Source organism: Enterobacter sp. 168J2, from assembly GCF_034107265.1.
Classification (GTDB): domain Bacteria; phylum Pseudomonadota; class Gammaproteobacteria; order Enterobacterales; family Enterobacteriaceae; genus Enterobacter; species Enterobacter nematophilus.
Window position 1 is genome coordinate 148,571 of the sequence record NZ_JAWNEB010000008.1, and the last position, 9,913, is coordinate 158,483.

The window sequence follows — 9,913 nt, forward strand, 5'->3', positions numbered from 1 at the left end:
GTCTTCATAAGGCGCATAGTTGCCAAGCATTTGGTACCAGTCGTCACCGTGGCCGTGAAAACGCTGTCCTTCCGTCACATACATACCGTACTTGCCGGTACCGGAAGACGAAATCCAGTCCACTGGAATATCCGCCGTTCCCCCCTTAACCCAGGACGGCGCGATATTCGTTTCGCTCTGCACAGCATTGAGCCCATCCCGCTCGTTTACTAAATGCCCGGTCAGAATCGAAATGTCGCCACGCTGGGTTTCAATACTGCCTGAAGTATTCACGACCTCCGCGCTAGCGTTACCTGCGCTGTCGCGCTGCATCCACAGGCTGTTGCCGGCCAGAATATCGCCGCGCGCGTTACGGATGCTGTTCGCCAGCAGGCTCATATTATTGCCCGCGTACAGCAGGGCGCTATTCAGCAGCGTGCTTCCGGCGCTGGCAATCAGATCGCCTGCGGTTCCGACAAACCCTGCGTTATTAATACCGTTCAGGCTGCTCAGGCGCAGCGTACCGCCCGCCTCGACGCTGCCTGTACCATTCAGGTTTAGCTGCCCTGCGCTGAGCTGGCTTTCGCCATAGCCCGCCCGCAGCTGGCCGTTATTATTCAGCGTACCCGCAGCGGAAAGCTGTATCCCCTTGCCCTGCATCAGGCCATTGGTCGTGATATCGCCCTGGCTGGTGACGGACAACGTATTCCCCGCGGCCAGCGTAGTCAGCTGATTATAGGAAGCCTTGCTCGCGAGGGAGAGGTCCCCCAGCGCCACAACCTGCCCCTGCAGGCTGGTATTCCCGGCGTTAATCGCCAGGTTACCCTGGCTTAGCATCCGGGCAGCAGCAGCGTTATTGACCTGCGAGGCAGCGATCCCCAGATTCTGGGTGGCATACACCGTACCGTTATTATCGAGCCGACCCGGATTAACCGTCAGGCTCGCGCCCTGCAGCATGCCGTTGTTTACAATATCATTGCCGCCCAGCGTTCCCTGCTGATGCGCCAGCACCGTACCGCTGTTATTCAGCGAACCGGCGTTGAGCCACAGGGCAAAACCCTGCACCCAGCCGCTGTTGGTCAGCCCCGACGCGTTCAGCGTCAGCGTTGCGCCACTGAGTAACTGCCCCTGATTACTGCCGCGTTCGCGCAGGTCGAGCTGCGTATTACCGTTCCCCTGTAGCGTACCGTCATTATTCAGCGTCTGTGCGCCCAGCTGGAACGAGCCCTGACTCAGCATCACGGCATTGCGTCCGTTATCGACGTTACCGCGCAGCGTGGCGTTGAGTGCGGTATTGGCCTCCATGCGGCCCTGGTTATTCAGGCTTCCGGCATTCAGCGTCAGGGTGTTCCCCTGAATATGGCCGAGGTTGGTCAGGATATTGGCGCCCATGCTGAGCAGGCCGTTGCTTAACAGCTTCGCACCCGCCAGCTGGTCAAGATCGCCGCTGAGCGTGACGCCAAGGCCGTCAGCACCGCTGATGTTGCCGCTGTTACTGAGCGAACCGCCCGACAGCGACATCTTCTTCGCCAGCATTTGTCCCTGGTTTTTCAGCGTTGGCGCCCCGAACGTGGCCGTCCCGTTCGCCACCATTGAGCCCGTATTGATCAGTGAAGCGGCCAGCGCGAGATCCATATTTCCCGCGCTTTGCAGCGTGCCGTTGTTCTGTAACTGCCGCGCATTAACCTTCAGGTATTGCGACTGCCACAGACCATCATTCGTGATGCTCTGTCCACCCGCCAGCAGCGTTCCCTGGGTTTTCATCGACGCACCGGCCCGGTTGGTTAGCCCCTGAAGAGGTTGAAGCGTAAGGGCGTTCAGACCAATCACGGAACCGGCGTTATCGACCGTGCCGCTATTTACCGTCAGGGTAGTGCCCTGAAGACTGCCCCCGTTTGACAGGCTGCCGCCGTCCAGTATCAGATCACCGTCAACCAGCAGCGAGCCCTGGTTATTCAGCGTCCCCGCAGTGACGCGCGTACTCCCCTGGCCAAGCAGGCGACCCGTGTTGGTCAACTGGTTATCAACCTGCGCGGTCACTCCGTCGATACCGAGCGCGCTGCCGCTGTTGTTCCAGCCACTCGCGTTCACGCCGAGCCGTTGCCCCTGCATTATCCCGCCATTCGCGAGCTGACCGGCCTTAAGCGTCAGCTGTCCGCCGGTCAGCAGTTTCGCGCCCGTCAGGTTGTTCAGCGTCGGTGCGGTAATCGACAGCCCGCCGTCGCCCTGAAGCACGCCGCGGTTATTCAGGATATTGACTGCCAGCGTGGCATTACTCGCCGCCAGCTGACCTGCGTTGTCCAGCCGTGCGGCCGTCAGAGTCACCCCCTGTTGAGCGAGCAGTCGGCCACTTTGTTGGTTCGTCAGCAGGTTGACGATGTTCAGGCCCAGATCGCGCGCCTGCACAATACCCTGGTTGTCGAGATTATCGAGATTAAGCGTGAGCCCCTGCTGCGAAAGCAGCAGCCCCTGGTTGGTCAACTGCGGCAAAGTGAGCGTCAGCGCCCCGCCGGTAATAATTTGCCCGCTGGTTTTATTGTTAATCGCCAGGGTGGATGGCGTGAGGGAGTTCAGCGCCAGCGCGCTGTTGCCCTGCAGCAAGCCGACGTTGGTCAACAGGTTGGTGATGATATTCACCGAATCTCCCGCTAACGTACCCTGGTTGTTAAGACTGGCCGCGCTCAGGGTGAGATCTTTTTGTGCCACCAGGCGCGCATTACTGCGGTTCACGACGTCGCCGGAGAAGCTTAGTCCCACGCGGCTCCCTTGCAGCGTGCCCTGGTTATCCAGGGTGGCTCCGGAAAGGATCAGCGCCTCTTTTACAGACATCAGCCCCTGGTTGACCATCTGCGGGATGGAGAGATTCAGCGAGCTGCCGCTAACAATTTGCCCATTCGTAAGGTTGTTGAGCCGCGGCGTGTGCAGCCCCAGCGCGCTGTCTCCCTGCAGGATACCGTTGTTGTCGATCTGGCCGCTGATGAGATCGACACTCTTCGCGGCAAGCACGCCGTTATTCGTCAGGCTGGCGCTCTGGCTGCTTAGCTGACGGGCCGCCAGCAGCTTGCCCCCGCTCTGGTTATTTAGCTGTTGCGCGACGTTAAGGTTTAATGCCCCGGCAGACAATGTGCCCAGGTTGTTAAAGCTGCCGGTCGTCAGCGTCATGTCCTGGCTCGCCTGAACGAGCCCGCCGTTGGTAAACTGCGGCAGATCGAGATTGAGCGATCCGCCGGAAAGAATCTGTCCACCGGTAAAGTTATCCAGAGCCCGGGTATTGAACGTCAACGCCGCGCTGCCCTGTAATAAACCGCTGTTGCTGATGCTGTCCGATTGCAGGTTAAGCGTGCCAGCCGCCAGCTGACCGCGGTTATCTAAAGCGCCAGCTTGAATATCAAACCCGGCCTGGCTGAGTAGCGTTCCGCTGTTTGCCAGCGTGCTGCTGACGTTCAGGCTCGCGCCTTGCTGGCCGAGCAATGTCCCCTCGTTATTCCAGCTTCCGGCCTTAACATTCAGCGTCCGGCCCTGTAGCGTGCAAGCGTTATCGCCCTTATCCGCGGCTAGCGCTAAATCACCGCCGCTTAACAGCTGTCCGCCGATCAGGTTATTAATCACTCTGGCAGCAGGCGTCTGCGCGACGTTGGCACTTCTCAGGCCCGAGGTCTGTGCCGCTTGTCCCTGGATCGCCAGCCCGTTGTTACCCTGCACCAGGCCGCTATTATTCAGGATCCCGAGAGCCAGACGCGCATTATCTGCCGCCAGCGTGCCGCTGTTGGTTAACGTATTGCCGTCAAAAGCCAGCGCCTGGGTGGCAAGGACTTTGCCCGTGTCCCCGTTGGTTAGCGCATTTTTTACCGCGAGGGTCAGCGTGTCGCCCTGGATCACGCCGCTGTTCGTCAGCATTGCGCTCGTGAGATTCAGCGCCTGTTTGGCCAGAAGCGTACCAACGTTGCTGAACGCGTCCGCCACGAGGTCCAGGGCACCATTACTTTGCAGCGTCCCGGTATTGTTGAGCTCTCCGGTGTTCACGCTCACCGCATTCGCCGCCAGAATACCGCTATTATCAAGATGATTCGCAGCAAGCTGTAGCGTGCCCTGGCTCAGCATTTGCCCGGTGACGATCGCGGTATTATCCACATTCAGCGTCAGATCGCCTTTGCCCGTCAGCGAACCCGCATTAGTGAAATCCGCGCCGTGCAGAAGCGTGCTCTGCCCCTGCATCAGACCATTGTTATTCAGCTCGTGGCCGGTGATATCCAGCAGCCCGCCGCTGACTATCTTGCCTGCTCGATCGTTATCGAGGCCGGTAACGGTAAGTTTAAGGCCGGTATCGCCCTGCAACAGGCCGCTATTTTGCCCCTGGCCGGACGTAATAATGACGTTGTTGCCGATAAGCTGTCCGTCGTTACGCCAGCTTCCGGCGTTAAGCGTCAGCAGGTCGTCAGCAAAAAGATGCCCCTCAGGCCGGTTGTTTACCTGACCGGACAGATTCAGCTGCACGTTCAGCGCTTCCAGGCCACCGCGGTTATCAAGAGACGTCCCATCGAGACGCAGGTTTTTCCCCGTCGAAATCAGCCCGTCATTGATTAGCGAAGATACTGTGAGCGCTATATCATCGCCTGCCACCAGCGAACCGCTCTTCTGGTTGGACAAGGAGGCGGCGGCGAAGCTGAGCCTGCCGTCGGCCTGAATTAACCCGCTGTTTTTTGCCTGCGCCGCCGCGCTGTCGACGTCAATCGTCGCGGCAGCAATGACGCCGGTATTCGTAACCCCTCCGCTTTTCAGGCTGAGGTTACTCTGGCTGATAAGGCGCCCGTCGTTGTTGAACGCTCCGGCGAACAGGATATTCAGCGCCTCGCGGCCCAGCATTTGTCCGCGGTTAACCCCGCCAGACTGTCCGCCCGTGAGCGTCAGTTTTTTCCCCTGAACCCGACCAGCATTCTCCAGGTGGGCAACGTTAAGCCCGACATCGCCATCGCTCAGCAATTGGCCGCTGGCAATGTTGTTCAGCTGGCTGCCCTGCAGCCCGAGGGACTGGTTGCCCTGAATCAGCCCGCTGTTTGTTAAGCTGCTCACCGCAAGACGCGCGTTGCTGCCAATAAGCTTCCCGGCGTTATCACCGCTGGCAGCGTCAAGCGAGAGGGTATTGTCCGCCAGCAGTACGCCACTGGCCTGGTTATTCAGCATCTGTACCGACGTTAACGTCAGATTGCCCGCTTCTATATTGCCGCCATTCGTTAGCGTCAGCGCGTCGATAGCCAGCCCCTGGCTGACCGAGATCAGTCCGGCGTTGACCAATTGCTCAACATGTAAACTGCCCCCACTGCCGCTCATTTCTGCGCCAGCAGTATTATTCAACTCCCCGGCGGTGAGCGACAGGTCGTTGATAGCAAGCACCTGGCCGCTGTTATCCAGCCGCTCCGCATCAACCTGAACCGTATCCCCCTGCAGGCGACCGGCGTTTTTTCCCAGCACGGTATTCAGGGTCAGCGCGCTACCGCTCAGGAGTTGCCCCCCTGAAAGGTTATCCAGCGTCTGGCTGCTGACGGAAAGCCCCTGGTTTCCCTGCAGTAACCCCGCATTTGACAGGGTATCGGCAATTATCGTGCCTGAGCGGCTAATCAGCTGCCCCTGGTTGGTGAATACAGGCGTCGACAGATGAAGCGTATCATCCGCCAGCAGCACACCTTTCGCCTTGTTATTCAGCTGCTGGCGCAGCGTCAGCCTTAAATCCTTCGCCTCGATGTTACCGGCGTTGTCCAGCGTCGCGGCCTCGATAGCCAGCCCCTGAATGACCGAAATCAAACCAGCGTTAACCAGGTCGGGAATGGCAAGCCTGAGCCCGCTGCCGCTGATAATGCTGCCCTGCTTCTGGTTATGGAGTGAGGAGGCGGTAAAACCAAACAGCTGGTCACCCTGAAGCAAACCGTTATTGGTCATCTGCCGGGTGTTGATATTCAGCTCGGGCGCCGCAATCTGCCCCTGGTTATCCAGCTGCTCGCTCGTAAGGCTCAGTTTGCCTTTGCTGAGCAAATTACCGCTATTGGTGAGGCTTTCGGTTCCGCTCAGGCTAAGTGCAGATAATCCCAGCAACTGGCCACTGTTATCCGCCTTTCTGGTATTCAGACCAATAGTCTCGCCCTGCACCTTACCGGCGTTGCTGAACCGCTGGGTCTCATTGAACGTAAGCGTACCGCCGCTGACGACTTCGCCTTCAGAAGCATTGTTAAACTGCTCACCGTCAGCGAAAAGTGCCGCGCTCCCCTGCAGCAAACCCTTATTGACGAGCGTCTTCGCGTTCAGCGTCGCGCTTTCCGACATCAGACGTCCGTCGTTACTGAGCTGCGGCGTCGCGAGCTTCAGGCTACGCTGGGCCAGGAGGATCCCCTCAGCCAGGTTATTCAGCTTTTCGCGCAGCGTCAGCTGCAGATCCTGAGCTTCAATCCGCCCGTTGTTATCCAGCGTTAACGCATCAAGAGCAGCGCCTTGCTGAGCGGAGATCGCGCCAGCATTAACCAGCTGCTGTACGGTAACGGCCAGGCCGCTGCCTGCCTGAAGAGTGCCGGAAAGCCGGTTAGCCAGCGCGCCGACATTCAGATCCAGCGCCCCGCCGCTTTGCAACCAGCCGTCGTTAGTCAGGCTGTTGCCGCTAATGCGCAGATTGTCTGCCGTGACGCCGCCGAAATTAGCAAACTGTCCGGCGTTCACGCGACCAGCCTGCTGGCTAACAAGCCGCCCGTCGGCGAGGTTAGTAAACGTATCGCGGACATTGACCGACAGATCGTCCAGCCCCGAAACCTGCCCCCCGTTGCTCCACTCCCCGGCGTCAATCGTCAGCGTTTTACCCTGAACGCTGCCCGCGTTATCAAACTCCGGGCTGCTCAACGCCAGCGACGCTTCTGCCAGCAGTACGCCGCCTTGCTGATTACTTAATTTCTGCCCCGCTTTCAGCGCCATTGACTGAGCTTCAAGATTGCCGCTGTTCGTCAGCATCAGGCTTTCAATGGTGAGCCCCTGCTTCACCGAAATCAGCCCGGCATTCACCAGCTGTGGAATATTCAGCTTCAGCCCGCTGCCGCTGATGATTTTCCCCTCGCTCCGGTTAGCCAGCCTTTCGGAAGCGAGCTGCAACGTTTGCCCGCCCTGCAGCAGGCCGCTATTGTCGAGGGTATTTGCGTTCAGGTTCAGAGCGGATGATGCCACTCTCCCGGCGTTCTTGAACACCGGAGCGGTCAGGCCGAGCGTATTTTCGGCGAGCACGCTGCCGGAGGCCGTGTTAGTTAGGGCGTTATTTAGCGTCAGCGCCAGCGCGCTTGCAGCCAGCTGGCCGTCGTTAGTTAAGGTATTTCCCGTCAGCGTGAGTCCGTTGCGGGCCGTCATTTTGCCGCTCGCGTGGTTATCCGTATGCCCGGTAATGGCAAGCGTTAAGGCATCGCTATCCAGCGAACCACCGTTGGTCAACTGGCTGGCATTAAGCTGCAGCGCTTTCTGCGCCAGCAGCGCCCCTCCGGCCTGCTGAAAAATGGTTTCGGCGCTCAGCGCCATGGCATTATCCGCCTGCAGGGTGCCGCTGGTGTCAATCTGGTTAGCCTGCAGAGAAACGTTGCTGCCGCGGCTCGTACCGCGATGCGTTAAGCTGCCGGTAGCGAGCGTCAGGTTGCCTTTTGCAGCCTGGACACCGTCCAGCCCGGCGGCGCTATGCGCCTGCAACAGCATATCGCCCTGCGACTGAAGCTGCCCGCTCGCCAGCGTCGTAAGCCGGTCACCGCTGAAGGACAGGCCGCCCTGGGCCAGAACCTCCCCGGCGATCTGCGCATCACCCGCATTGAGCTGCAGGCTGCCCCCGCTGGTCAGCGTACTCCCCTGAAGAGCGCTGAATTGACGGCTGGTGAGCGCGAGATTCTGTTTCCCGCTGACCAGCCCGTTGTTGATGACGCTGTCAGACTGCAGTCCGAGCCTGCCGGTGGATAGCAATTGCCCGTTTTGCCCGATATTCAGCGCGCCGGTACCGCTAACGCTTAGATCGCTCTCGCTGCTGAGCATGCCGTCAATCCAGGCATCCCCCGTTGAGATCCCCAGCACGCCGCCGGCCAGCAGCTGACCTGTATGGTTAAACGAGCCCAGATCGAGCCGGGTATTTTTCTGCGCCTGTACAGCACCGCTATTGGTAAAACCTCCCGCCTTCACGTTCAGATCGCCGCTCGCGGTCATTTTCCCGCTGTTAGCGAGCTGGCCTGCGGAAAGGGAGATACCGCTGCCTGCCACCATCTTACCCGCATGGTTTGCAGCACCTGCGACGTTAGCCTGAATGGCGCCAGCCGCATTAACCTCACTGGTGGTATCTGCGGTAAGCGAGCCAGAGGTCAGGTTGATGTCTTTACCCGCCGTTAACGTACCGTTAGCGACGCTCAGCTTTCCATTTCCGGCAAGCGTAATATCCCCATCGCTAACCAGTTTGCCGTTCGTCACCGCCACGTCTGAACGGCTGTTGATCAGCATCGCTCCCGTACTTTTATGATCGCCGCTGAGGACAACGCTATCCGCCTTCGCCGTCAGGCTACCGCTTGCAAGGCTGTTATTCACCACCAACTTACCGTTGGTATCCAGCGTGATATCCCCCTGGCGAGCGTTAAGATCCCCGAGGTTAACCCCGACGCCTTTTTCACTGGAAACAAGATGGATACGGTTGGCGTACATCCCCCCCAGCGCGCCAGTGTCCACAGAAACCTGAGGAGCGGCGCCTTCCCCTGCGACAGGCGTGACGCTGTCGTCGGCGGCAACCCGGTTGGCGCCCACGGTTACCGTGAGATCTTTCGCGTGAATCGCGGCGTTCACTTCCGTTGCGCGCGCAATAATCGACAGCGCGTCGCTCTTGCTGGCGTCCAGCCCCTGGCCTTCAACCGTGATGGCTCCTTTCGTCACGTCCAGCGCCAGCAGGTTACCGTTAGCGTCAAACTGCGGCTTACCCGTGGTCAGCGTGGCGTTGGGGGTGTTGATGAACCCGCATCCGTTACAGGTGATACCGTACGGGTTAGCCACCATGACGTTTGCCGCCTTGCCGGCGACTTCCGTGTAGCCCTGCAGCTGGGAGCGGTTAGCTCCCGTGACTTCGTTGATGATGCCTTTCGCTTCCCGCCCGGCCTGCAGGTTGGGGTTGTTCTGGATAAGCCCGCCCAGCTGGGTCTGGGTTAAACGGTCCGTGCCGTTGTTGAGGATAAGCCCCTCTTTGCCGACGTTGTAATCCTGGAACTGGTTATGCGAAATGCCTGCCTGGTTTGGCGTGGCGATGTTGATGACCGGCACTCCGTTCCCCGCCTGGTCCATCCGGGTACCTGGCGTCACCGGGTTGATGGATGCTGCGACTGCAGGAAAGACTGGCTGCCCTGCCACCAGAAACATGACCAGATAACTAATCAGACGCTTCGCTAATCCAACGGGATGCTTATCCATGCCTTTACCTTAAATCATCAACCCAATACGGTAATAAATGTCGAGGTGCTCAGGTGCCAAATCGCCCGGATAATAAAACCAGGCGCCCTGCCCGATATTAAGCAGGCGGCGAATATCACGTTCAGTCAGGAGAAAGAGATGCGGTATTGCCGAGGGGGCAATACAATAACGAACAACGAAAGATAGCCGGACTGTAATTACGCATAAGCAGAGAGAATTTTTTTAGTTTTCTTCAGTATGCCACCCCTACCATAAATAGGAATAGTCCCAAAGCAAGCACTACCAAAATTAGTAGCGATATTTAGGTTAAGGGTAAAAAAACATTAAAAATATGTGATATCGATGGGCATCGGCGCTGGAAATGGCATTATTTCGCTTGTCTAACTTCGCTATTTAAATAGAGATGGGGCGTCTGCTCTAATTTTTGATATGTAAGACGATTGCAAGTCTCTGCTATACGCGGGAAGGGGATGGTTCTGGTGGGATATGC

Annotated in this window: 1 pseudogene; it reads right to left on the reverse strand. The window is 58.5% G+C overall.

Annotated features, from left to right (window positions below):
• Positions 1–837: 837 nt before the first annotated feature.
• A pseudogene (locus tag USG84_RS24085) lies at positions 838–9,423 on the reverse strand (filamentous hemagglutinin N-terminal domain-containing protein); the annotation flags it as partial.
• Between the last annotated feature and the right edge of the window lie 490 nt (positions 9,424–9,913).